The following is a 24,998-nucleotide window of genomic DNA, read 5'->3' as shown; positions in this document are numbered from 1 at the left end:
GGCAGGACCTTTTACGTGATTAACGTGGAAAGTGGGGAGGCGGAATGGCGCGCCATTCCGGTGGAATAGCGGGCAACACGAAACGGCTGCAATCGTGGCCGGGCGGTGTTGACCGCTTGAGCAAGTGGTAATGCGTGGCGATGCGCTGCACGATGCGTTCGATGTCGGGCAGGTATTGCGGATTCGATTTCAGGTCGCCGCTGGCCAGGGTGTAGCCGGAGAAATCGACATACAGGCCCGACTCCGTGATTTGCGACGGCAAACCGTCCGGATGGCGCGTCATGATGATGGGAATGATCAGGTGGCTGGGCAGTTCATACCAGGCGCGCCGCTCCTGCTCAATCAGCTGCATGGCGGCAAATTCGCGCCGCGTATAGCCGTGCGCCTCATATTTCGGCGTGTACAGCACGATCATGCACACGCTCTGGCACATGGCGCGCGCCACGCGCAGGTCGATATCGTCGCCGCCGCCCAGTTGCTCGCTGTCGATGAACAAGACTTCCTCGCGGTCCAGGTGCGGTTCCAGATAGCAAGCCAGCGCCTCGATGAGGTCATTCTTGAACTTGTTCATGAACGCATATTGGCCGTGCGCGTAGCTCAAGAAACAGCCGTAGCGGATCTCCATGGCATCCCCCTGTTCCCCGTGCGGCCCTACCATCGCCGCGCCTTGATCCTGCAAGGCATGAGCTCACTGTAGACCGCCCGGCAACAAGCCTGTTTGCGCTGGCGCAAAGATGTGTCTGGCGTCCTGGACATGCGGAAAAAAGCCGGAAACTGGCGCGGTCACGCCGCTTTCTGGCATGCCGGGCGCGCGGACGGCGCCGGCAACGCGGACTTAGGCGTCCTTGGCGGGCAGGTTGCGGAAGAACTCCACCACTTCGGCGGTATCGCGCGTGCGCTTGAAGGGCGGCAGGCTTTGCCAGATGCGCTTGCCGTACGGCTTGGAAATGAGGCGCGGATCGCAGATCATCAGCACGCCCCGGTCGCCCTCGTCGCGGATCAGCCGGCCCGCGCCCTGCTTCAGGTTGATGATGGCTTCCGGCAGCGAGTGGTGCATGAAACCGTTCTTGCCCTGCTTTTCCATCACCTCGATGCGTGCGGCCAGCACGGGGTCGTCCGGCGGCGCGAACGGCAGCTTGTCGATGATCACCAGCGACAGCGCATCGCCGCGCACGTCGACGCCTTCCCAGAAGCTCTGGCTGCCGATCAGCACGCCGTTGCCGGCCGCGCGGAACTGGTCCAGCAATTCCGTGCGTCCCTTTTCCCCCTGCACGAACAGGGGGAAGTTCAGGCCACGCTGCTTGAATTCGTCGGCCAGGCGTTCGGCCGCGCGCTTGACGGCGCGCAAGGTGGTGCACAGGAAGAAGGTGCGCCCGCCCGCCGCCTCGATGATGGGCAGGGCGCAGTCGATGACGGCGTCCGTGTAACCGAGAGAGTTCGGTTGCGGCAGGTTTTGCGGCACGAACAGCAAGCCTTGCTGGCCATAATCAAACGGGCTCGGCCACGTATGCGACGGCTCGCCCGTCAAGCCCATCTGCTCGGAAAAATGCTTGAAGTCGTTTTTCACGGCCAGGGTGGCGGACGTGAAGATCCAGCTGCGCGGCGTGCCTTCGCGCTGGTTGTTGAAGATCGGCGCGATCGACAGCGGCGTCTTGTGCAACTGCAGCGAGCTGGAAAACGCTTCCACCCAGAACACGGCTTCTTCGCCGGCCGCCACTTTCGCCTTCGGATCGAACTTCCAGCCGCTCAGCTGCTGCGCCAGCTCGACGCCGCGCACCCTGCACTGTTCCAGCGTTTCCGCCCGTTCCGCCTGGGTTTCCAGCACGGCCACCATGCCGTCGAGCTCATCCTTGAGCGTGTCGAGCGCGGGGAAGAAATCGCTCGAGGGGGCGATCTGCGGCAAGGACAGGCGCACGATATCCTGCGGGAAGGTCAGGCGCAGGTCGCGCGCCGCCTTTTCCACCACCGTGACGGTCTTGGCCCAGTCGATGCCGCGCGCATGCGCGAGGCCCTCGGCCAGCACGTCGCGGCACAGCTCCAGGATTTGCGAGGTCGACACCGTATTACCAAAGAACAGGGTCGCCGTATCGGGCAGCTGGTGCGCCTCATCGAAGATGATGGTGTTGGCCGAAGGCAGCAATTCCGCCACCCCCGTATCCTTCAGGGCCACGTCGGCAAAGAACAGGTGATGGTTGACCACCACCACGTCGGCCTGCTGGGCTTCCTTGCGGGCCTTCATCACAAAACAATCCTGGTAATACTGGCACTCGGCGCCCATGCAGGTGTCGCGCGTGGACGTCACCAGGTTCCAGATCATGGCGTTTTCCGGCACCTTGGTCAGCTCGGCCTTGTCGCCCGAACTGGTCATCTTGATGAAGCGCGAGATTTCACGCAGGTGGCCCACGTCGTCGCGCGACGTCATGCGGCCGTTCTGCAAGGTGCGTTCCAGGTGGTAATGACAAACGTAGTTCGAGCGGCCTTTCAGCAAGGCGACGGAAACGGGCGCCTGCAGCGCGGCGCGCACGGTGGGGATATCGCGCAGGAACAATTGATCCTGCAAGTTCTTCGTTCCGGTCGACACGATGGTCTTGCCGCCCCACATCAGGGCCGGCACCAGGTAGGCGAAGGTTTTACCGGTGCCCGTGCCCGCCTCGGCGATCAGGGTCGTCTGGCTGTCGATGGCGCTGGCGATGGCTTTCGCCATGTCCGTTTGCGAGCGGCGCGGCTTGTAGCTGCCCACGGCCGGACCGAGCGGGCCGCCGGCGCCAAACAGGCGCTCGATGTCGGCATCGTGCTTGCCAGGCGCCGCCTGGGGTTCGGCTGGCGGACTGGCTTGCAGATCGGCAGGCTGGCCTTCTGGGCTTGCGGGCAATAAATTGTGATCGGTCAAAATATACTTAGGTGAAGGCTGGACTGGACGCTACTGGCGCCCCTCAGGCGGGAACGTCGGGCACCAACTGCATTTTCAGCAAGGTAATGTGATCCTTCAATTGCAATTTGCGTTTTTTCAGGCGGCGCAGTTGCAGCTCATCATGGTGGCCATCGAGTATCAGCAACTCGATGACGGCATCGAGGTCGCGGTGTTCCACGTTGAGTTCAATCAGGCGCCGCTCTATTTGCTGTGCATCGCTCATGTGTTGCGTTCCAGGCAGTGTTGGTAACAGTGTTGTCAAACCGGCGCGCGCAGCGTACGCGGGCAGCCAGTGTGCGTAGTTTAACCTGCCGCGCGCCTTAGGGCACGCCATTTCCGGCATGCCCTGCGCGGCGCGGTTACTTGGCCGGCGGCACGGGCACAGCAACGGCCGGCGTGCTGGCAGCGGCGGCGGCCGCCTTGGCCGCCTTCGCCTGCGCTTCGGCCTGGCGCTCGGCCAGGCGTTGCGCCACGCGTTTCTGGCGCGCCACGGCGTCCGCCTGTTTTTTCGCATAGGCTGCTTCGCGGGCGGCGCGGCGCGGGGCCTCGGCAGCGTCGGCGGCGGCCTGTTTCGCCACCTTCGCCGCATGCTCGGCCTCGCGCTCGGCAAGGCTCTTGCCTTCCGGCTTGGGCGGCGCCGGTTCGGGCGCGACCACTTTCACGGGCTTGGGCAAGGCCGCGGCACGCTGCTCGGCGTCCAGGCGCGCACTTTCCTGCGTCCGGGCCAGGTCGAGATCGCGCAGGCGCACGGACTCGGCGCGCTTGAAGTAGTTCGCTTCCGCTTCGACGGCGCGCAGGCGCACGAGAATCAGGCGGCGTTTTTCCTTGGCCTTGTCGAGGCAGTTATTCACGAAAAACTTGTCGTAGCATTCCAGTTCGCGCGCGGCGAACTCGTCTTCCGCCGCCGCGCGCTCGCTGGCGACCTGCTTCAGCTTGGCGTCCGCTTCGTCCACCGACAAGGTGGCGGGCACCTGCGGCACTCCGACCTCATCCAATGCGGCGGCACCCTGGTGCGCGCAGCCGGACAACGCCAGGACCAGGCCCAGCGCCGCACCCAGCTTATATAGTGTATTTGCCATCATGTTCCTTATCCCTGCCTCAAACGATCGCGTCGGCCGCGCCGCGCTGTTCTTTTTCCATGTATTCGCGCGATTGCATCTCGATGATACGCGAAACGGTGCGGTGAAACTCGTTGGCCAGCATGCCGTTCGTGTACAGCTGTTCGGGCGGCACTTCGGCCGACATGATCAGCTTGACCTTCTGGTCGTAAAACACGTCGATCAGCCACGTGAAGCGGCGCGCCTCGGACGACTGCGCCGCCGACATGGCCGGTATGCCGGACAATATCACCGTATGGAAGCGGCTGGCGATTTCCAGGTAATCATTCTGCGAGCGGGGACCGCCGCACAAGGTGGCGAAATCGAACCAGATGATGCCGCCGGCGCGGCGCAGGCAATGGATTTCGCGGCTTTCGATGCGGATGCGCGCGTCTTCGTCGGCCGTCTCGGCGATGCGCGTATAGGCGTCGCGCAAGGCCTTGTCGGTGGCGGCGCCCAGCGGCGTGTAGTAGCTTTCCACCTGTTCCAGCGCGCGGCCGCGGTAATCGACGCCGGCGTCGACGTTCATCACGTCGAGCTTTTCCTTGAGCAGGGCGATGGTCGGCAGCATGCGGTCGCGGTGCAGGCCGTCCGGATACAACAGGTCCGGATCGTAATTCGAGGTCATGATGAAGGACACGCCATTGTCGAACAGGGCCGACAGCAGGTTGTACAGGATCATCGCGTCGGCGATGTCGGAGACGTGGAATTCATCGAAACAGATGAGGCGGTATTTCTTGGCGATGCGCTTGGCCACCTCGTCGAGCGGATCGGCCACGCCTTTCAATTCGTCGAGCTGCTGGTGCACGCCGCGCATGAATTCGTGGAAGTGCAATCGCGTCTTGCGCACCAGGGGCACGACCGAGTAAAAACTGTCCATCAGGAACGATTTACCGCGCCCTACCCCGCCCCACATGTACACGCCTTTCGGCACGGCAGGACGGTTCAGCAGGCGCTTGAAGGTGCTCGAGCGCTGGCCCTTGTAGGCCACCCACTCGTCGTAGCACAGCTGCAGGCGGTCGACCGCGCGCCGCTGGGCGGCATCGGCCTTGAAATCACGCTTCTGCAACGCGTGCTGGTAAAACTCTTCTACGTTCATGGGATTCGCTTTAACGCACAAGGGCGCCGGCGGAAAAAAATCCGCGAGCGCCCCTGTAGGACTAACTACAATTAAAAGTTCAACGTGCGCTTGTCAACCGCCAGTGCCGCTTCCTTGGTCGCTTCCGACAGGGAGGGGTGAGCGTGGCAGATGCGCGCGATGTCTTCGGCCGAGGCCTTGAATTCCATCGCCACGACGGCTTCGGAAATCAGTTCGGACGCCATCGGGCCGACGATGTGCACGCCGAGGATTTCATCGGTGGTCGCATCGGCCAGGAATTTCACCATGCCCGAGGTGTCGCCCAGCGCGCGCGCACGGCCGTTGGCCATGAACGGGAAGGTGCCTGCCTTGTAGGCGATGCCTTCCGCCTTCAGGGTTTGCTCGGTCTTGCCGACCCACGCGATTTCCGGCGAGGTGTAGATCACCCACGGAATCGTGTTGAAGTTGGTGTGACCATGCTGGCCGGCGATACGCTCGGCCACGGCAACGCCTTCTTCTTCCGCCTTGTGCGCCAGCATCGGGCCGCGCACGACGTCACCCACTGCCCACACGTTCGGCAGGTTGGTCTTGCAGTCGCCGTCGACGGCGATGAAGCCGCGCTCGTCCAGCTGCAGGCCGACCTTGTCGGCACCCAGGCCATTCGTGTTCGGCGTACGGCCGATCGAGATGATCAGTTTGTCGAACACGGCTTTTTGCGCTTCGCCCTTGGCGTCCACGAATTCCACGGTGACGTCTTTCTTGCCTGGCGTGATCGCACCGATCTTGCAGCCGAGGTTGATCTTCAAGCCTTGCTTGGTGAACAGCTTCGACGCTTCCTTGGCGATCTGCTCGTCGACGGCGCCCAGGAAGACCGGCAGGCCTTCCAGCACGGTGACATCGGAACCCAGACGGCGCCAGACGCTGCCCATTTCCAGGCCGATCACGCCGGCGCCGATGACGCCCAGCTTGGCTGGCACGGCGTCGATGGCCAGTGCGCCCGTGTTCGACAGGATCAGTTTCTCGTCGAATGGTGCGCCCGGCAGTTCGCGCGCGTTCGAGCCCGTGGCGATGACCACGTGCTTGGCCGTCAGGGTTTCGTTGGCTTCGCCCGTCACGCTGATGTCATACGTGCCAGCGGCGGCGGCAGCGAAAGCGGCGCGGCCGTGGAAGAAGGCGATCTTGTTCTTCTTGAACAGGTACAGGATGCCGTCGTTGTTTTGCTTGACGACGGTGTCCTTGCGCTTGAGCATCTGGCCCAGGTTCAGCTTCAGGCCGGCGACATCGATGCCGTGCTCGGCGAAGCTGTGGCCCGCGTGCTCGAAATGCTCGGACGATTGCAGCAGCGCTTTCGACGGGATGCAGCCGACGTTGGTGCAGGTGCCGCCAGGTGCGGCGCCGCCCTTGGCGTTCGACCACTCGTCGACGCAGGCGACGGAAAAGCCCAGCTGTGCTGCGCGGATGGCGGCGATGTAGCCGCCAGGGCCCGCACCGATGACAACTACGTCAAATTGTTTAGTACTCATGTTTTGTTATTCCAATCTCTTCGTCTGGTACGAAAATCCACAATAGAAGGTAAATCACCACGCCGAAGCCGAAGGTCAATGTAAACAGGACGAAGACGAGGCGCCAGATCCACGACTCCATGCCGGAGGCGCGTGCCAGGCCGCCGCACACGCCGCCGAGCCAGCGGTCGGTGCGCGAGCGGCGCAGGCGGTTGAATTCCTGCACCAGGTCGTTCGACGGACCGGCGCCGGACGTGCTGTCCGGCTTGTCCAGGTTGATATTGCTCAGGAGCTTGGCTTTCGCTTGCGCGAATTCCGCGTCGCTCAGGGCGCCCGCCAGGTGCAACTCGTGCAGACGCTTGATTTCTTCAGAGACGTTCATGGGAATCCTCTTTCATTGAGATCAGCCAGCTGCGTCTTCTGGCAAGGGTATCAACTACATTGCCCCGGCGGCGACGCCGGGGGACTACGGTGCTTACAGGTCCAGCAGCAGGCGTGCAGGATCTTCCAGCGCTTCTTTCATCGCCACCAGGCCCAGGACGGCTTCGCGGCCGTCGATGATGCGGTGGTCGTAGGACATGGCCAGGTAGTTCATCGGACGCACCACGATCTGGCCGTTTTCGACCACGGCGCGGTCTTTGGTCGCATGCACGCCCAGGATGGCCGATTGCGGCGGGTTGATGATCGGGGTCGACAGCATGGAGCCGAAGGTGCCGCCGTTCGAGATCGAGAACGTGCCGCCCGTCAGGTCGTCCAGGGTCAGCTTGCCTTCCTTGGCTTTCGCGCCGAATTCACCGATTTTTTTCTCGATGTCGGCGATCGACAGCTGGTCCGCGTTGCGGATGATAGGCACGACCAGGCCGCGTGGCGAACCGACGGCGATGCCGATGTCGAAGTAGCCGTGGTAGACGATGTCGTTGCCGTCAACGGAGGCATTGATGATCGGGTACTTTTTCAGGGCGGCGACGGCGGCCTTGACGAAGAAGGACATGAAGCCCAGCTTGACGCCGTGCTCTTTCTCGAACTTGTCCTTGTACTTGTTGCGCAGGTCGATGACCGGCTGCATGTTCACTTCATTGAACGTGGTCAGGATGGCGTTCGTCGATTGCGATTGCAGCAGGCGCTCGGCGATACGTGCGCGCAGGCGGCTCATCGGCACGCGCTCTTCAGGGCGGTCGCCCAGGCTGGCGGCCGACGGCGTGGCCACTTGCTGCAGCGCCGGCTTGGCGGCGGCTGGCGCCAGTGGCGCGACAGCCGGCTTGGCGGAAGCGGCCAGGGCGTCGCCCTTGGTCACGCGGCCATCTTTGCCGGAACCGGCGACATCGCCAGCGGACAGGCCTTTTTCGGACAGGATCTTGGCGGCGGCAGGCATGGCGACATCGCTCTTGTTCACTGCTGGCGCCGAGTCTTGCGCAGCGGCAGCCAGGGCTGGCGCGGCAACGGCCGACACTTCCATCGGGCTGACCTTGGCCGAGCCGTCGGTGTCGATGATGGCGATGACTTCGCCGGCGACGACGGTGGCGCCGTTATCCTTGATGATCTGCACGATCACGCCAGCGGCCGGCGCAGGCAGTTCCAGGACGACTTTATCGGTTTCGATATCGATCATGTTTTCGTCGCGCGCAACTGCCTCGCCGACTTTCTTGTGCCATGCCAGCAGGGTCGCTTCTGCGACCGATTCCGACAACTGGGGAACTTTGACTTCGATTTGTGCCATGTAAAACTCCGTTTATTTTGTTATTGCGGCGCCGCCCCTGCGTAGCAAGGACGGCGCTCCGTCATGATGTATCCGAGCAGGCGCCTTGCATACCCATGGCGCCCCTCATCCTGCCATTTACTTGGTCAGGATAAAACCCTTCAGCTTCGAGAATGCCGTTTCCAGCAGATCCTTTTGCTGGGCGTAGTGCTTGTCATAGTAACCGACAGCCGGCGACGCCGAAGCAGGACGGCCGGCGTAGGCCAGACGCTGACCCGATTCCAGGCCTTCGAAGATGTTGTGCTGGATCTGGAACCAGGCGCCCTGGTTTTGCGGTTCGTCCTGCGCCCAGACGACTTCGACCAGGTTCGGGAACTTCTTCAGTTCAGCGGCGAACGACTTGTGCGGGAACGGATACAGCTGTTCCAGGCGCACGATGGCCGTGTCGGTCTGGCCGCGGGTCTTGCGTGCGTTGACCAGGTCGTAGTAGACCTTGCCCGAGCAGGCGATGACGCGCTTGACCTTCTTGACGTCGATTTTGTCGTCGACTTCGCCGATCACGGTCTGGAAACCGCCCTTGGCCAGGTCGGTCAGCGGCGAACCGGCATCCTTGTTGCGCAACAGCGACTTCGGCGTCAGGATGACCAGCGGCTTGCGGAACTGGCGCACCATCTGGCGGCGCAGCAAATGGAAGATCTGCGAAGCCGTCGTCGGCTGCACCACTTGCATGTTGTTGTCTGCGCACAGCTGCAGGAAACGCTCGGGACGCGCGGACGAGTGCTCGGGACCCTGGCCTTCGTAACCGTGCGGCAGCATCATGACCAGGCCCGAAGCGCGGCCCCACTTCACTTCGCCGGAGCTGATGAACTGGTCGATCACCACTTGCGCGCCGTTGGCGAAGTCGCCGAACTGGGCTTCCCAGATCGTCAGCGTGTTCGGCTCGGCGGTCGAGTAGCCGTATTCGAAGGCCAGTACGGCTTCTTCGGACAGCACCGAGTCGATGACGGTGAACGGCGCCTGGTTGTCCGACACGTTTTGCAGCGGAATGTAGGTGCCTGCATCCCAGCGCTCGCGGTTTTGATCATGCAAGACGGCGTGGCGGTGCACGAAGGTGCCGCGGCCGGCATCCTGGCCCGTCAGGCGGATGGCGTAGCCGGACGATACCAGCGAAGCGTAGGCCAGGTGTTCGCCCATGCCCCAGTCCAGGTTCATTTCGCCGCGGCCCATGGTGGCGCGGTCGCCCAGGACTTTCTCGACCAGCGAGTGGACCTTGAACTGCTCCGGCACGGTGGTGATGCGCGCGGCCAGGCGTTTGAGTTCCGTCATCGGCACGGCGGTGTCGGCCGAGTCGGTCCATTTCTTGTTCAGGAACGGCAGCCAGTCGACGGCGTACTTGTTCTTGAAGTTCGAGATGACCGGATCGACGGTGTGCTTGCCGGCGTCCATGGCGTCGCGGAAGGCAGCCACCATTTTATCGCCGCCATCGGCAGGGATCACGCCTTGCGCCACCAGTTTGTCCGCGTACAGCTTGCGGGTGCCTGGATGCTGGCCGATGCGCTTGTACATCAGCGGCTGCGTCAGCGCCGGCGTATCTTGCTCGTTGTGGCCAAGCTTGCGGTAGCAGATGATGTCGAGGACGATGTCCTTCTTGAATTCCATGCGGTAGTCGAGCGCGATCTGCGTCGCCAGGACCACGGCTTCCGGATCGTCGGCGTTGATGTGCAGTACCGGTGCCTCGATCATCTTGACGACGTCCGAGCAGTACAGGGTCGAGCGCGAGTCGCGCGGATCCGAGGTGGTGAAACCGATCTGGTTGTTGATCACGATATGCACCGTGCCGCCCGTGCCGTAGCCGCGGGTCTGCGCCAGATTCAGCGTTTCCATGACCACGCCCTGGCCGGCGAAAGCGGCGTCGCCGTGCACCAGGATAGGCAGCACTTGCGCGCCGTGCACGTCGCCGCGGCGGTCCATGCGCGCCTTGACGGAACCTTCGACCACGGGGTTGACGATTTCCAGGTGCGACGGGTTGAACGCCAGCGACAGGTGGACCGGGCCGCCCGCGGTGGAGATGTCCGACGAGAAGCCTTGATGGTACTTCACGTCGCCGGCCGGCAGGTCGTCGCCATGCTTGCCTTCGAATTCTTCGAACAGCTCCTGTGGCGCCTTGCCCAGGGTGTTGACCAGCACGTTCAGGCGGCCGCGGTGGGCCATGCCGATGACGATTTCCTGCACGCCTTTTTCGCCGGCGCGCTGGATGGTTTCATCCATCGAGGCGATGAAGGTTTCGCCGCCTTCCAGGGAGAAGCGCTTCTGTCCCACGTAGCGGGTGTGCAGATAGCGTTCCAGGCCTTCAGCCGCGGTCAGGCGGTCGAGGATATGGATTTTTTTCTCTGGGGTGAAATTCGGGGTGGAGCGGATCGATTCCAGTTTCTCTTGCAGCCAGCGCTTTTCGGCCGGATCGGAGATGTACATGAATTCGGCGCCGATCGAACGCGTGTAGGTATCGCGCAGATAGTTGAGCAGATCGCGCAGGGTGGCGGTCTCGGGGCCAAAATAGGTGTTGCTGATGTTGAACACGGTGTCCATGTCCGCATCGGTGAAACCGTAGAAGCTCGGCTCCAGTTCCGGGATCATCGGACGTTCCTGGCGTTGCAGCGGATCCAGATTGGCCCAGTGCGAACCGAGGTAGCGGTAAGCGGCGATCAACTGCGTGGCGGCGACGCGCTTGCGGCCCATTTCGGCATCGAAGGAAGCGGTCACGGTGCGGATCGGACCAGCTTTCGCGCGTTCGGCGAACGAGGCGACGACGGAGGCATGCGCCACGTCAGGCTTGTTGGTGCCGTCGACGGCAGGCACGTGCTGCATGGCGTCGAAGTAGGAACGCCAGTTATCGGGTACCGAGCCTGGATTGTTCAGATACGCCTCGTACAGGTCTTCCACGTACGGAGCATTCCCACCGAACAGGTAGGAGTTGGTCGTTAATTGCTGCATATATTGCTCACCTTTCTTCGCGCTTCGCGAGGAATTAGCGGGTTAATCTAACCTTCCGCGACACGGCCTGACCGGTTAGCGGATTGCACATCAAGTTGTGGGGAAGGGCTTTTTTATTGCACCAGCATTCTGCATACCGTCATTTAGAATAGCACGCGGTATTGTAACGCAACAACCACTAGTTGAATTTTATTTGGCAAGCAAATGTAAGCTGTGTTGTTGATTTTCCCGGGCTTGCAGCCCATTAGTGTTGCGCTTATGCGATTGCGCCGCCGGCACCGGCGCGGCGCTGGCGCGCAAGTGGTCTGACTGATAACGGCGGCGTCCCGATGGCCGCCAGCCAATCGGCATCGCCGGCAAACCACTCCACCAGGAAGTCGAGCATGGTGCGCAGCAGCGGCGACATGTGCTGGCGCGAGGTATAGATGCCGTAGATGCCCATGTCCTGCGGCACGTAGGCAGGCAGCAGCTCCACCAGCTGCCCGCTGGCGATCAGCGGCGCGGCAGAATAGCGTGGCTGCATGGCGATGCCCGCCCCCGCCACCGTGGCCACCAGCAGGACCAGCGATTCATTCGCCGACAGGCGGCCGCTGACGGGGACAGTGAGCGCTTCCCCGTCGTGCGTGAACTGCCACAGGCTCTTGCCGAAATACGTATAGGTCAGACAATTATGCAGGGCCAGGTCTTCCGCCCGGCGCGGCGTGCCATGCGCCGCCAGGTACGATGGTGCGGCGCACACCACCGAGGCGCAGCTGGCCAGCTGGCGCGCGATCAGGTTCGGCTCGAGCGCGTTCGTGATGCGGATCGCCAGGTCGATGCGCTGCTCCACCAGGTTGACGGCGCGGTTCTCCATCTGCAGATCGACGGCGGCGCGCGGGTAGCGCCGCAGGTAAGCGGTCACTGCGCCAGCGAGCGCCGTCTGCGCCAGCGATTGCGAGCAGGTGATGCGCAGCAAGCCGTGTGGCGTGTCGAGGCCTTCGGGCGACGTGACGGCCATGGCGCCGGCCACGTCCAGCATCTGCCGGCAGCGCGCCAGGGTGGCCTCGCCCGCATCCGTCAGGCTCAAACGGCGCGTGGTGCGATGCAGCAGGCGCGCCCCCGCCCACTGCTCCATCTCGGCCAGGTAACGCGTCACCATGGCGCGCGACATGTCGAGCGCCTCGCTGGCGGCCACCATGCTGCCACGCTCGGCGATGGCGACAAAAACTTGTGCGGCGGTGATGCGGTCCATGCGCTACTCCCTTGTTTCATGCTATCCATGCAAGCAACTATTGCAATCTACCCTATTTCTCGTGCCTGCTTGACAGGAGAGTATGCGACAGAGCGCCCAACGCAGAAAGAATCATCTGCCTGCACGCGGCGGACGCCATCCTCGGCAACGCCCGGTTCCTGCGCGACCGCAGGCACACGACCGGCTCCAGCCTTCTCCGCGCGCTTAAAAAAACGGGCCGAAGCCCGTTTTTTGTTTGCAAGATACCGCCGTGGATTAACGCTTGTCCAGTGGCAGCACTTCGCGGGTCGTCGAGCCGACGAACAGCTGGCGCGGACGGCCGATTTTCTGTTCCGGGTCGGCGATCATCTCGTTCCATTGGGCGATCCAGCCGATGGTGCGGGCCATGGCGAAGATACCGGTGAACAGCGACACAGGGATGCCCAGCGCCGATTGCACGATGCCCGAGTAGAAGTCGACGTTCGGGTACAGTTTGCGCGACACGAAGTACTCGTCGTTCAGCGCAATCTTTTCCAGTTCCATCGCCAGCTTGAACAGCGGGTCGTCTTGCAGACCCAGTTCTTGCAGCACTTCGTAGCAGGTTTCACGCATCAGCTTGGCGCGTGGATCGAAGTTCTTGTACACGCGGTGACCAAAGCCCATCAGCTTGACGCCGGAGTTCTTGTCCTTGACTTGGGCGATGAAGGCAGGGATGTTCTCGACGGTGCCGATTTCCTTCAGCATGTTGAGTGCCGCTTCGTTGGCGCCGCCGTGGGCAGGGCCCCACAGGCAGGCGATGCCGGCAGCGATACAGGCGAACGGATTGGCGCCCGACGAACCGGCCAGACGGACGGTCGAGGTCGATGCGTTTTGCTCGTGGTCCGCGTGCAGGATCAGGATGCGGTCCAGGGCGCGCACCAGCACGTCGTTGACCTTGTACTCTTCGCACGGATTGGCGAACATCATGTGCATGAAGTTGGCGCTGTACGACAGGTCGTTGCGTGGGTACACGAACGGCTGGCCGACCGAGTACTTGTAGGTCATGGCGACCAGGGTCGGCATCTTGGCGATCAGGCGGATGGCCGACACTTCGCGGTGACGCGGGTCGTTGATGTCCAGCGAGTCATGGTAGAACGACGCCAGCGCGCCGACGGTGCCCACCAGGACCGACATCGGATGCGCGTCGCGGCGGAAGCCACGGAAGAAGAATTGCATCTGTTCGTGCACCATCGTGTGCTTGGTGACGGTGTCGACGAACTTGGCTTTTTGCGCCGCGTTCGGCAATTCGCCGTTCAGCAGCAGGTAGCACGATTCCATGAAGTCGGCGTTGACGGCCAACTGTTCGATCGGGTAACCGCGGTACAGCAGCTCGCCCTTGTCGCCGTCGATGTAGGTGATCGACGAGTTGCAGGCGGCCGTCGACATAAAGCCTGGGTCGTAGGTGAACTTGCCGCTACCGGCGTACAGTTTGCGGATGTCGATGACGTCCGGGCCAACCGTGCCTTTGTAGATTGGAAATTCAAGCGATGGGCTGCCATCGGAGAACGACAGGGTAGCTTTTGTGTCAGAGATATTCATGGGCTCTTCCTTCTCGGGAGTGAGTCGAAATTAAAATCAAAAATTCTGGCTGCAATTCGCACCGCAATTCGGCAGTGCTACAGCGCGCCACTCGCACCGTTTGCAATATATCGCCCAGGCGTCTAGGCAATGCGCAGTCGTTGCAGCAGTGCGCGCACATGCGGCAGATCGACTTCGCCTTCCGGCTCTTTACGGGCCAGTACCAGATCCATTAACGCATTGTCCGATAAATCCAGCAAACGCGTCAGCGCGTCAACTTCTTCATCGGTCAATTCGGTTTCATACGCATCGAGAAAACGGGTCAGGATAATGTCGTTTTCCAGCAGGCCACGGCGTGAACGCCAGCGCAGGCGGGCGCGGTTGGCCGGGTCGGCCTGATGCGAGGACAAAATTGATTCTGTCATTTGGTTTACCACTTTACGTGTGCCTTGCGGCACGGTGCTGCTTTGCAGGCGCCGCCTGCAGGCAAGAGAGGATACCCTCTTGCCGCCAACGGCGCCCGGCGGATGCGATCAGGGTGATCAGATCGCGCGGCGGACCATCAATTCCTTGATCTTGCCGATCGCCTTGTTCGGGTTCAACCCTTTCGGACAGACGTCGACGCAGTTCATGATCGAATGGCAGCGGAACAGGCGGTACGGGTCTTCCAGGTTGTCCAGACGCGCGCCGGTGGCTTCGTCGCGCGAGTCGGCGATGAAGCGGTAGGCTTGCAGCAGGCCGGCCGGGCCGACGAATTTGTCCGGATTCCACCAGAACGACGGGCACGACGTGGAGCAGCATGCGCACAGGATGCACTCGTACAGGCCATCGAGCTCTTCGCGCTGCTCCGGCGATTGCAGGCGTTCTTTTTCAGGCGGGATCGAATCGTTGATCAGGAAAGGCTTGATCGAATCGTACTGCTTGAAAAATTGCGTCATGTCGACGATCAGGTCGCGGATGACCGGCAAGCCTGGCAACGGACGCAGCACGATAGGCTCGGAGAGTTCGTTCAGGTTGGTGGTGCATGCCAGGCCGTTCTTGCCGTTGATGTTCATCGCGTCCGAACCGCACACGCCTTCGCGGCACGAGCGGCGCAGGGCCAGCGAGTCATCGACGTCCGCCTTGATGCGCTGCAGCGCGTCGAGCAGCATCTTGTCGGTGTCCTTCAGTTCGACCGTCAGGTCTTGCATGTACGGCTTGGCATCCTGGTCGGGATCGTAGCGGTAGATTTTGAATTTGAGAGTGCGTGCCATGGTATAGCCTTAGAAAGTACGTGGTTTCGGTTTGAAGGTATCAACCGTCAGCGGCTTGGTCACGACTGGCTTGTATTCCAGTCGGTTGCCTTCCGAATACCACAGAGTGTGCTTCATCCAGTTGTCGTCGTCACGTTGCGGATGGTCGTCCTGGGCGTGGGCGCCGCGCGATTCCTTGCGGGCGGCTGCCGAAACGATGGTCGCTTTCGCCGTTTCGATCAGGTTGTCCAGCTCCAGCGCTTCCACGCGGGCCGTGTTGAAGACCATCGATTTATCCTTGAAGGAGACGTGCTTGCGGCGCTCGTCGAGCTTCATGATTTCTTCGACGCCCTTGTTCAGCATCTCGTCGGTACGGAACACGCCACAGTACTTCTGCATCGTTGCGCGGATGTCGTTCGCCACGCCCTGCACGGTTTCCGTGCCGGTCGAGTTTTCCAGGCGCTGCAAGCGGGCCATGGCGAAATCGGCCGCGTTGGCTGGCAAAGGCTTGTTTTCCTTGGCTTTCAGGCCGCTGCCCACGATGTGGTTGCCGGCCGCGCGGCCGAAGACCACCAGGTCGAGCAGCGAGTTCGTGCCCAGGCGGTTGGCGCCGTGCACCGACACGCAGGCGCATTCGCCGATCGCGTACAGGCCGTTGACGACTTTCGCCGAATTATCCGGACCGGTCGGGGTGACGACCTGGCCATGGATGTTCGTCGGGATGCCGCCCATCTGGTAGTGAATCGTCGGCACGACAGGAATCGGTTCCTTGGTGGCGTCGACGTTGGCGAACTTGTGGCCGATTTCCAGGATCGACGGCAGGCGCTTGGCGATGGTGTCGGCGCCGATATGGCGCAGGTCCAGCATCACGTGGTCCTTGTTCGGACCGCAGCCGCGGCCTTCCTTGATTTCCTGGTCCATCGAACGCGAGACGAAGTCGCGCGGCGCCAGATCCTTCAGGGTCGGCGCATAGCGCTCCATGAAGCGTTCGCCTTCGCTATTGATCAGGATGCCGCCTTCGCCGCGCACGCCTTCGGTGATCAAAACGCCCGCGCCGGCCACGCCGGTCGGGTGGAACTGCCAGAATTCCATGTCCTGCAGCGGCAGGCCGGCGCGTGCCGCCATGCCCATGCCGTCACCGGTGTTGATGAAGGCGTTGGTCGACGCGGCGAAGATGCGGCCTGCGCCGCCCGTTGCCATGACCGTCGTCTTTGCTTCCAGAATCATGCATTCGCCGGTTTCCATTTCCAGCGCGACAACACCGATCACGTCGCCGTCGGCGTCGCGGATCAGGTCCAGCGCCATCCATTCGACGAAGAAGTGCGTACGGGCGCGCACGTTGCGCTGGTACAGGGTGTGCAACAGGGCGTGACCGGTACGGTCGGCTGCCGCGCAGGCGCGCTGCACCGGCTTTTCGCCGAAGTGGGCCGTGTGGCCGCCGAACGGACGCTGATAGATGGTGCCGTCAGGGTTGCGGTCGAACGGCATGCCGAAGTGTTCCAGTTCGTACACGACCTTCGGTGCTTCGCGGCACATGAATTCGATGGCGTCCTGGTCGCCCAGATAGTCGCCGCCCTTGACGGTGTCGAACATGTGCCAGAACCAGTTGTCTTCGGCCATGTTGCCGAGCGACGCGCCGATACCGCCCTGCGCCGCCACGGTGTGCGAGCGGGTCGGGAAGACTTTCGACAGGACTGCGACGTTCAGACCGGCTTCAGCCAGTTGCAACGACGCGCGCATGCCGGAACCGCCGGCGCCAACGATTACCGCGTCAAAGCGGCGGGTAGGGATTGCAGATTTATATGCTGCCACGATTACACACTCCAGAGTATCTGTACCGTCCAGCCGGCACAAGCGATCAACCACAGCATGGTGGCAATTTGCAGGGTCAGACGGAGGCCAGCGCTTTTCACGTAGTCCATCCAGATGTCGCGTACGCCGACCCATGCGTGGTAGAACAGGGCGACGAAGGTCACCAGGCTGAACAATTTAAACCACTGCTGTGCGAACAGACCGGCCCAGCCTTCATAGCTGAAGTTGCTGCCGGTCAGGAAAGAAATGAGCAGGATGGCCACATAGGCCACCATGACGATGGCGGTGACGCGTTGCGCCAGCCAGTCGCGCAAGCCGTAATGGGCGCCGACGACGAGGCGTTTCGGTCCGATATTATTGTCTGCCATGTTTAAAATACTCCAAACAGTTTCAAAGCGACCAGGGCCGTCAGCACCAGGCTCACGACCAGCACGGACGACGCGGTCTTGCGTGCCGAATCTTTTTCGATGGCGACGTGCACATCCATGAACAGGTGGCGGATACCGGCGCAGAAGTGGTGCAGGAAGGCCCAGACCAGGCCCAGGGTGATCAGCTTGACGAACCAGTGCGAGGCGATGCCCTGGAAGTAGGCGTAGGACATTTCGGAACGCAGGCTCAGTTCCAGCATGTACAGTATGCATGGCAGCAAGGCGAAAATGATGAAACCGCTGATGCGATGCAGGATCGAGACGATGGCGCCGACAGCCATGCGGTAGTTCGACAATTCGGTAACATGAATGTTACGGAATTGCGGCCGTTCTTTTTTTGGTACTTCTCTTACGGCTTCAGACATAACAAAAACCTCCCCTTTGAATTTCAACTAAATATTGAAGCCGCGATTTTCGCCGATTTTCGCAACCCATACCAATATCTATTGTTACATATAACCAAAATGGTTTTTTACTACAAAATACCGCGCTACTTTCCGTAGTTCACGTAATTTAATTACAGAATCACCGGCAAAGCACGGCCCGCCGGGGCGGGCCATGCTGTCGCTGCGCTTTCTGTTGTCTCCGTTGCCCGCCTTGCGGCAGGCATCTTGCAAGCGATGCACTTCAGCCTTGCTGCTTGTCCGGACGCCCGCGGGCGCCCCGCCGCTTCAGCTGAGTTCATTCTGATAATGATGGCGGCTGGTCAGGTACAGGCCCCGGCGCAGCTCGACCGGCTTGTCGCCGTAGGTAAACGACACGCGCTCGGAACTGAGCAAGGGCGTGCCGAGGTCGATATTCAACAGCTGCGCGGCGCCCGCGTCGGCGCACACGGCGCGGATCTGCTCGGAGGCGCGGATCATGCGCGTGCCAAATTCCGTTTCAAACAGGCCATACATCGGCCCCTTGTATTCCACCAGGCGCTCGGCCGTGAGGCCCTTGAAGATCAGGCCGGGCAGCCACAGCTCCTCGACGATGGTGGGCACGCCGTCGAAATACTGCACGCGCTTGATGAAGATGACGGCGTCGCCGGACTTCAGGTCCATCAGGCGCGCCACGTCGGCCGGCGCGCGCACGCGCTTGACTTCGATAAATTTGCTTTCGGGGTAATGCGGCACGCCTTCGTCCGGCACCAGGCGCAGGAAGCGGAAATGCGCGCGCGCCTCATGGTGGGTGGAGACGAAGGTGCCCTTGCCCTGGCGGCGCATGACGAGATTCTCGGCGGCCAGTTCATCGATGGCCTTGCGCACCGTGCCCTGGCTGACCTTGAAGCGGCCGGCCAGCTCGACTTCGCTGGGAATGAGCTCGCCCGGCTTCCATTCGCCCGATTGCAAGCTTTGCGTGATGAGCGCCTTGATCTGCTGGTACAGGGGACTGAAGGTGGGCGAGGCATTCGCGGCAGGCGCCGGCACGGCGGTGGCGGCAGTGGTATTGACGCTGATGACCGGGGTGGCGGCGGCGCCGGCAGCCGCAGCGGCAGGCGTGGCCGGGCCGCCCGCGGTCGGACTGACCGCCCCGCTTGCAGCAGTGGCATTGTTGGTCAGATTGGACGAGGCGGAATTCATAGTCCGACATTTCAACACAAATCACTGCCCGCGTCCAGTAAAACACTCGTAGTTATCTGTCTTATATAAGACATAAGATATGATTGACAGATACAGATCGGAGGCCTAAACTGCCCTCGATAAAACTTGTGAGCCAGCGTTTTATGTTGTGAGCCAGCCACTCTGGCATCGCGCAGCACGAACGTGACGGCGGCGTACACCAGCAATTCGGTGGCGCGGGCCGGTTTTGGTATCATTACAGTTTTTCCGGATAAGCGTAAGCCCAGCTTCAAGCCCGTTTTCTTTCCCATTTTTGGAGATTCATCATGGCTAAAACCCCAATGCGTGTTGCAGTGACCGGCGCCGCCGGCCAGATCGGCTACGCCCTGTTATTCCGCATCGCCAATGGCGACATGCTCGGCAAAGACCAGCCTGTCATCTTGCAACTGCTTGAAATCCCGGACGAAAAAGCCCAGAAGGCGCTCAAGGGCGTGATGATGGAAATCGACGACTGCGCCTTCCCGCTGCTGGCCGAGATGACCGCCCACTCCGATCCGCTGACCGCCTTCAAGGATGTCGACGTGGCCGTACTGGTTGGCGCGCGTCCACGCGGCCCGGGCATGGAACGCAAGGACCTGCTGGAAGCGAACGCCCAGATCTTCACGGTGCAAGGCAAGGCGCTCGACGCCGTCGCTTCGCGCAACGTCAAAGTGCTGGTGGTCGGCAACCCTGCCAACACCAACGCCTACATCGCCATGAAATCGGCGCCATCGCTGCCGGCGAAAAACTTCACCGCCATGCTGCGCCTGGACCACAACCGCGCGCTGTCGCAAGTCGCTGCCAAGACCGGCACCGCCGTGAAAGACATCGAGAAGCTGACCGTCTGGGGCAACCACTCGCCAACCATGTACGCCGACTACCGCTTCGCCACCGTGAACGGCAAGGCCGTCAAGGACCTGATCAACGACCAGGAATGGAACGCCAACGTGTTCCTGCCAACCGTCGGCAAGCGCGGCGCGGCCATCATCGAAGCGCGCGGCCTGTCGTCGGCAGCGTCGGCGGCGAACGCCGCCATCGACCACATCCATGACTGGATGCTGGGCACGAACGGCAAGTGGACCACCATGGGCGTACCGTCCGATGGCTCGTACGGCATCCCTGAAGGCACCGTGTTCGGCTTCCCGGTTACCACCGACAACGGCGAGTACACCATCGTTCAAGGTCTGGAAATCGATGCTTTCTCGCAAGAGCGCATCAACCTGACCCTGAAAGAGCTGACCGAAGAGCGCGAAGGCGTGAAACACCTGCTGGCATAAATCCAGTATTGGCGGCGCGGCCTGAGCGCCGCCCGCCAAGAAGGCCGCCCCGCGAGATTCGCGGCGCGGCTGTTTTATCAAGTAGTTTTTACCTGCAGAAATGCCTTAAGCATGCACCCTTCCGAGGTTTTATTCCAAGGCAAACGCCAGCCGCTGTTGCTCGCCGCTTGCGACCACTACGCCGGCTCTGAAAAGCTGATGCGTAAATCGATTGCTTTGCAACAAGAGCTTGGCCCCCTGTTCGACATCACGTTCGACTGCGAAGACGGCGCCAGCGCCGGCAATGAAGAATCCCACGCCCACATGATCGCCGGCCTGCTGGCCAGCGAGGCGAACCAGTTCAACCGCATCGGCGTGCGCGTGCACGACGTCGACAGCCCGTTTTTCGCGCGCGACGTGGAAATCATCTGCGGCGCCGCGTCCCGCCTGGCCTACATCGCCGTGCCGAAAGTGGGCGGCGTGCAGGACGCCATGCTGGCCATCGACCTGATCAACCTGCACGCGCGCCGCGCCGGCCGCGACAACCTGCCCGTGCATGTCCTGATCGAGACGCACGGCGCGCTGCGCGACGCCTACGCGATCGCCGCCCTGCCGCAGGTCGAATGCCTGTCCTTCGGCATCATGGATTTCGTCTCGGCCCATTACGGCGCCATCCCCGCCGCCGCCATGCGCACGCCGGGCCAGTTCACGCACCCGCTGGTGGTGCGCGCCAAGCTCGAAGTGGCGGCCGCCTGCCATGCGCACGGCAAGGTGCCGTCGCATAACGTGACGACGGACGTGCGCGATTCGGCCGTGGTGGCGAACGACGCCCAGCGTGCGACAGCCGAGTTCGGCTACACGCGCATGTGGAGCATCCACCCTGACCAGATCAAGCCCATCATCAAGGCCTTCACGCCGCGCCTGTCCGAAGTCAACGAGGCCAGCAACATCCTGAATGAAGCGCTGCGCGCCGACTGGGGACCGATTGCGCAAAATGGCCGCTTGCACGACCGCGCCAGCTACCGATATTATTGGACCGTTTTGCAACGCGCCAAACTGGCAGGCCTCGGCCTGCCCGAGGCGGCCGCTGCATTACTCAACGCCCCCTCTTCCAGCACCACTGAAAACTGACAGGAATTACACGATGTCCCTCTCCAAATTAGCCATTGCCTGCAGCGTCGCGCTGGGCGCCATGACCCTCACGCTGGCGCCGGCCAGCTTCGCCGCCACGGCAGAGGCAAATCCCAAGGCAGTCAAGGCCAAGCCAAAGGCCAAGACCGCCAAGGCCAAGGCGGCCGCCAAGGAAGCCCATCCGCTCGCCATGTCGGTCGCCGACAAGGAAGAAGCCGATGAACCGAGCACCACAGGCTCGGCCTCCACCGATTTCAATTGTGAACTTGGTAATAAAATTACCATCTACACCAATGCGACTGACGACAAACACATCGCCCTGCGCTGGAAGAAGCGCCTGCACCGCCTGAGCCGCGTTGGCACCACCACCGGCGCCAACCGCTTCGAGAACCGCCTGTACGGTCTCGTCTGGATCGGCATCCCGGCCAAGGGCATGCTGCTCGATTCCAAGCAGGGCCGCCAGCTGGCCAATGAATGCAAGGATGCGGAGCAAGCCAAGCCGGCGGCAGTGGTGGAAGCCGCGCCATCGCTGGGCGTGCTGCCGGCGACCGGCGGCTGATGTGCGTAGCAAGGGCCTCTTCGGGGGCTCAGTCATGTTTTGTAATTTGAATAATCAATAATAGACGATACCCAACAAGGAGAGGTCATGTCCCGCAACACTCTGAACACGCTCAAGGACTTTAATATTTCGGACAGCAAGAAGGGCAAGCTGTATTCCCTGCCTGCGCTGGAAAAAAGCCTGGGCATCAATGTCTCCCGCCTGCCAGTGTCGATTCGTATCGTGCTCGAATCGGTATTGCGCAACTGCGACGGCAAAAAAGTCACCGAAGAACACGTCAAGCAATTGGCGAGCTGGGGCCCGACCGCCGAGCGCACCGACGAGATCCCGTTCGTAGTGGCGCGCGTCGTGCTGCAAGACTTCACCGGCGTGCCGCTGCTGGCCGACCTGGCAGCGATGCGCAACGTGGCCGCCAAGATGGGCATCAACGCCAAGAAGATCGAACCGCTGGTGCCGGTCGACTTGGTGGTCGACCACTCGGTGACCATCGATCACTACCGCGAAAAGAAAGCGCTGGACCTGAACATGAAACTGGAATTCTCGCGTAACAACGAGCGTTACCAGTTCATGAAATGGGGCATGCAGGCGTTCGACACCTTCGGCGTCGTGCCACCAGGCTTCGGCATCGTCCACCAGGTCAACCTGGAATACCTGGCGCGCGGCGTGCACCACGCAGGCAAGAAAGCCGGCGACGTGTACTACCCTGACACCCTGGTCGGCACCGACTCGCACACCACCATGATCAACGGCATCGGCGTGGTCGGCTGGGGCGTGGGCGGCATCGAGGCGGAAGCGGGCATGCTGGGCCAACCAGTCTACTTCCTGACGCCGGACGTCATCGGCGTGAACCTGTCGGGCGCGCTGCGCGAAGGCTGCACCGCCACCGACCTGGTGCTGACCATCACCGAACTGCTGCGCAAAGAGAAGGTCGTCGGCAAGTTCGTCGAATTCTTCGGCGAAGGCACGGAATCGCTGACCCTGACGGACCGCGCGACGATCGCCAACATGGCACCGGAATACGGCGCGACCATGGGCTTCTTCCCGGTCGACGAAGCGACCATCGACTACTTCAAGGGCACCGGCCGCAGCAAGGCTGAAATCGCCGCGTTCGAAGGCTACTTCAAGGCGCAAAACCTGTTCGGCGTGCCAAAAGCGGGCGACATCGACTACACCCGCGTGGTGGAACTGGACCTGGCATCGGTCGCTCCGTCGCTGGCCGGCCCGAAACGCCCGCAAGACCGTATCGAAATCGGCAACGTCAAGGCGAACTTCGCCGAGCTGTTCGCCAAACCGACCACGGAAAACGGCTTCAACAAGAATCCGGCCGACCTGGCTGCCGTGTACGAAACGACGAACGGCGTGAAAGTGTCGAACGGCGACGTGCTGATCGCCGCGATCACCTCGTGCACCAACACCTCGAACCCGAGCGTGATGCTGGCCGCCGGCCTGCTGGCCAAGAAAGCCGTGGAAGCCGGCCTGAAAGTCGCGCCGCACATCAAGACTTCGCTGGCCCCTGGCTCGCGCGTCGTGACCGAGTACCTGACGGCCGCCGGCCTGCTGCCGTACCTGGAAAAACTGGGCTTCGGCGTGACCGCCTACGGCTGCACCACCTGTATCGGCAATGCGGGCGACCTGACGCCCGAGCTGAACGCAGCGATCGCCACGCACGACATCGTCGCGTCGGCCGTGCTGTCGGGCAACCGCAACTTCGAAGCGCGCATTCACCCGAACATCCGCTCGAACTTCCTCGCCTCGCCACCGCTGGTCGTCGCCTACGCCATCGCCGGCAACATGACGCGCGACCTGATGACGGAACCTGTCGGCAAGGGCAAGGGCGGCAAGGACGTCTACCTGGGCGACATCTGGCCAAGCTCGGCTGAAGTGTCGGCCATGATGAAGTTCGCCATGAACGCCAAGGTGTTCAAGGATAACTACGCCGACGTCAAGGGCGCGCCAGGCAAGCTGTGGGAAAAAGTCACCACCGTGTCCGGTCAGGTCTACAACTGGCCGAAATCGACTTACATCGCGGAACCACCGTTCTTCGACAACTTCTCGATGACGCCAGCGGCAGTGGCCACCGGCATCGAAGGCGCGCGCGCACTGGGCGTGTTCGGCGATTCCATCACCACCGACCACATCTCGCCAGCCGGCTCGATCCAGGAAAACGGCCCAGCCGGCAAATGGCTGAAGGAAAACGGCGTCCTGAAAGCGGACTTCAACTCCTACGGCTCGCGTCGCGGCAACCATGAAATCATGATGCGCGGCACCTTCGCCAACGTGCGCATCAAGAACCGCATGATCCCTGCCAAGGCGGACGGTTCGGCGGTCGAAGGCGGCATCACGATCCACCAGCCTTCCGGCGAACAGATGTCGATCTACGACGCGGCGATGAAATATGTTGCTGAAGGCACGCCAACCATGGTCTTCGGCGGCGAAGAATACGGCACGGGCTCGTCGCGCGACTGGGCAGCCAAGGGCACCCAGCTGCTGGGCGTGAAAGCCGTGATCACCCGTTCCTTCGAGCGCATCCACCGTTCGAACCTTGTGGGCATGGGCGTGCTGCCGCTGCAATTCATCGGCGACGACAGCGTGCAGACCCTGGGCATCACCGGCAATGAAACCTTCGACCTGAAAGGCCTCGAAGGCGAAATCAAGCCACAGCAACTGGCCACCCTGGTGATCCACCGCGCCGACGGTTCCAGCCAGGAAGTCAAAGTCCTGCTGCGCATCGATACGCCGATCGAAGTCGATTACTACAAGCATGGCGGCATCCTGCCATTCGTGCTGCGTCAACTGCTGGCCGAGTAATCAGCCCAGCCGTGATGTAAGATAAGAGCGCCGGTTTCGACCGGCGCTTTTTTTTCGTCCCGCCGCCCCGTTCCGACTTGAAATTTCGACTATCGGCATGATCTAGGGACAGCTTGCGCATTGCGTGCGGCTGAATCCTCTACAATA

The 24,998-nt window shown here is 61.9% G+C and carries 21 protein-coding genes; 4 read left to right on the top strand and 17 right to left on the bottom strand.

Annotated elements, in window-relative coordinates; translation table 11 throughout:
* Positions 1 to 19 precede the first annotated feature (19 nt).
* The 17 genes from J0O65_RS18330 to J0O65_RS18250 form a co-directional block, all read right to left on the bottom strand.
* Positions 20 to 625, bottom strand: a complete 606-nt coding sequence (locus tag J0O65_RS18330) for a toll/interleukin-1 receptor domain-containing protein (RefSeq protein WP_215408711.1) — start codon at positions 623 to 625, stop codon at positions 20 to 22.
* Positions 626 to 835: 210 nt separating this feature from the next.
* The gene (gene yoaA / locus J0O65_RS18325; protein ID WP_502793576.1) at positions 836 to 2,890 is read right to left on the bottom strand and encodes a DNA repair helicase YoaA; all 2,055 of its coding nucleotides are present in this window, start codon (positions 2,888 to 2,890) and stop codon (positions 836 to 838) included.
* A 43-nt stretch (positions 2,891 to 2,933) separates the two neighbouring features.
* Positions 2,934 to 3,134 carry a YdcH family protein gene (locus J0O65_RS18320; RefSeq protein ID WP_034752051.1) on the bottom strand — a complete coding sequence of 67 codons (201 nt, stop codon included), beginning with the start codon at positions 3,132 to 3,134 and terminating at the stop codon, positions 2,934 to 2,936.
* A gap of 136 nt (positions 3,135 to 3,270) precedes the next feature.
* Entirely contained in the window at positions 3,271 to 3,993 is a 723-nt protein-coding gene (locus J0O65_RS18315; protein ID WP_215408710.1) for a hypothetical protein, read from the bottom strand.
* A 16-nt stretch (positions 3,994 to 4,009) separates the two neighbouring features.
* A complete protein-coding gene (gene zapE, locus J0O65_RS18310) occupies positions 4,010 to 5,107 on the bottom strand; it encodes a cell division protein ZapE (protein WP_215408709.1) in 1,098 nt (365 codons plus the stop codon).
* Between the two features lie 71 nt (positions 5,108 to 5,178).
* Entirely contained in the window at positions 5,179 to 6,609 is a 1,431-nt protein-coding gene (lpdA, locus tag J0O65_RS18305; RefSeq protein WP_034752057.1) for a dihydrolipoyl dehydrogenase, read from the bottom strand.
* The gene (locus tag J0O65_RS18300; protein WP_215408708.1) at positions 6,599 to 6,970 is read right to left on the bottom strand and encodes a PspC domain-containing protein; all 372 of its coding nucleotides are present in this window, start codon (positions 6,968 to 6,970) and stop codon (positions 6,599 to 6,601) included. Before J0O65_RS18300 ends, lpdA begins: the two co-directional genes overlap by 11 nt.
* Before the next feature lie 93 nt (positions 6,971 to 7,063).
* The gene (odhB, locus tag J0O65_RS18295) at positions 7,064 to 8,305 is read right to left on the bottom strand and encodes a 2-oxoglutarate dehydrogenase complex dihydrolipoyllysine-residue succinyltransferase (protein WP_215408707.1); all 1,242 of its coding nucleotides are present in this window, start codon (positions 8,303 to 8,305) and stop codon (positions 7,064 to 7,066) included.
* Positions 8,306 to 8,422: 117 nt separating this feature from the next.
* Positions 8,423 to 11,275: a 2-oxoglutarate dehydrogenase E1 component gene (locus J0O65_RS18290; RefSeq protein ID WP_215408706.1), complete on the bottom strand. Its 2,853-nt coding sequence runs from the start codon at positions 11,273 to 11,275 to the stop codon at positions 8,423 to 8,425.
* A gap of 256 nt (positions 11,276 to 11,531) precedes the next feature.
* Positions 11,532 to 12,506, bottom strand: coding sequence for a LysR family transcriptional regulator (locus tag J0O65_RS18285; RefSeq protein ID WP_215408705.1), 975 nt, complete (start codon positions 12,504 to 12,506; stop codon positions 11,532 to 11,534).
* A gap of 255 nt (positions 12,507 to 12,761) precedes the next feature.
* A complete protein-coding gene (gltA, locus tag J0O65_RS18280; RefSeq protein ID WP_034752071.1) occupies positions 12,762 to 14,063 on the bottom strand; it encodes a citrate synthase in 1,302 nt (433 codons plus the stop codon).
* Positions 14,064 to 14,185: 122 nt separating this feature from the next.
* Positions 14,186 to 14,467: an FAD assembly factor SdhE gene (locus tag J0O65_RS18275; RefSeq protein ID WP_034752073.1), complete on the bottom strand. Its 282-nt coding sequence runs from the start codon at positions 14,465 to 14,467 to the stop codon at positions 14,186 to 14,188.
* Between the two features lie 117 nt (positions 14,468 to 14,584).
* On the bottom strand, positions 14,585 to 15,295 hold the full coding sequence (locus J0O65_RS18270; RefSeq protein ID WP_034752075.1) for a succinate dehydrogenase iron-sulfur subunit: 711 nt from the start codon (positions 15,293 to 15,295) through the stop codon (positions 14,585 to 14,587).
* A 9-nt stretch (positions 15,296 to 15,304) separates the two neighbouring features.
* Complete coding sequence (sdhA, locus tag J0O65_RS18265; protein ID WP_215408704.1) at positions 15,305 to 17,086, bottom strand: succinate dehydrogenase flavoprotein subunit; 1,782 nt, start codon at positions 17,084 to 17,086, stop codon at positions 15,305 to 15,307.
* Between the two features lie 2 nt (positions 17,087 to 17,088).
* A complete protein-coding gene (sdhD, locus tag J0O65_RS18260) occupies positions 17,089 to 17,454 on the bottom strand; it encodes a succinate dehydrogenase, hydrophobic membrane anchor protein (protein WP_034752078.1) in 366 nt (121 codons plus the stop codon).
* 2 nt (positions 17,455 to 17,456) lie between these two features.
* Complete coding sequence (gene sdhC, locus J0O65_RS18255) at positions 17,457 to 17,879, bottom strand: succinate dehydrogenase, cytochrome b556 subunit (protein WP_034752080.1); 423 nt, start codon at positions 17,877 to 17,879, stop codon at positions 17,457 to 17,459.
* Between the two features lie 306 nt (positions 17,880 to 18,185).
* Entirely contained in the window at positions 18,186 to 19,079 is an 894-nt protein-coding gene (locus J0O65_RS18250; protein ID WP_215408703.1) for a GntR family transcriptional regulator, read from the bottom strand.
* 305 nt (positions 19,080 to 19,384) lie between these two features.
* On the opposite strand from J0O65_RS18250, the gene J0O65_RS18245 reads away from it, so the two are divergent.
* The 4 genes from J0O65_RS18245 (at position 19,385) to acnA (ending at position 24,851) form a co-directional block, all read left to right on the top strand.
* Positions 19,385 to 20,374, top strand: coding sequence for a malate dehydrogenase (locus J0O65_RS18245; protein ID WP_121670132.1), 990 nt, complete (start codon positions 19,385 to 19,387; stop codon positions 20,372 to 20,374).
* Between the two features lie 111 nt (positions 20,375 to 20,485).
* Positions 20,486 to 21,484 (top strand): HpcH/HpaI aldolase/citrate lyase family protein, encoded by a 999-nt coding sequence (locus J0O65_RS18240; RefSeq protein ID WP_215408702.1) that lies wholly within the window; start codon positions 20,486 to 20,488, stop codon positions 21,482 to 21,484.
* A 13-nt stretch (positions 21,485 to 21,497) separates the two neighbouring features.
* Positions 21,498 to 22,043: a hypothetical protein gene (locus tag J0O65_RS18235; protein WP_215408701.1), complete on the top strand. Its 546-nt coding sequence runs from the start codon at positions 21,498 to 21,500 to the stop codon at positions 22,041 to 22,043.
* Positions 22,044 to 22,130: 87 nt separating this feature from the next.
* Positions 22,131 to 24,851, top strand: coding sequence for an aconitate hydratase AcnA (acnA, locus tag J0O65_RS18230; protein WP_076566909.1), 2,721 nt, complete (start codon positions 22,131 to 22,133; stop codon positions 24,849 to 24,851).
* The last annotated feature ends 147 nt before the right edge of the window (positions 24,852 to 24,998 follow it).

It is taken from the genome of Janthinobacterium sp. JC611, assembly GCF_018682595.1.
Taxonomy (GTDB): Bacteria; Pseudomonadota; Gammaproteobacteria; order Burkholderiales; family Burkholderiaceae_D; genus Janthinobacterium.
The sequence above is the reverse complement of the archived record's forward strand: the minus strand, read 5'-3'. Positions and strand labels throughout refer to the sequence as shown.